Source organism: Staphylococcus sp. HMSC62A08, from assembly GCF_001839105.1.
GTDB classification, from domain to species: domain Bacteria; phylum Bacillota; class Bacilli; order Staphylococcales; family Staphylococcaceae; genus Staphylococcus; species Staphylococcus caprae.
Map to the genome: position 1 here is coordinate 1 of NZ_KV840050.1, position 278 is coordinate 278.

The window sequence follows — 278 nt, forward strand, 5'->3', positions numbered from 1 at the left end:
TTGATTCATCTTTCCAGATGATTCGTCTAACATGTTCTTTTGTAACTCCGTATAGAGTGTCCTACAACCCCAACAAGCAAGCTTGTTGGTTTGGGCTCTTCCCGTTTCGCTCGCCGCTACTCAGGGAATCGATTTTTCTTTCTCTTCCTCCGGGTACTAAGATGTTTCAGTTCTCCGGGTCTGCCTTCTGACATGCTATGAATTCACATGTCGATAACATGACATCACTCATGTTGGGTTCCCCCATTCGGAAATCTCTGGATCAACGCTTACTTACA

At 45.0% G+C, this 278-nt stretch carries 1 rRNA gene; it reads right to left on the reverse strand.

The features are described 5' to 3' along the window. A 23S ribosomal RNA gene (locus HMPREF3264_RS10720) occupies positions 1 to 278 on the reverse strand; the annotation flags it as partial.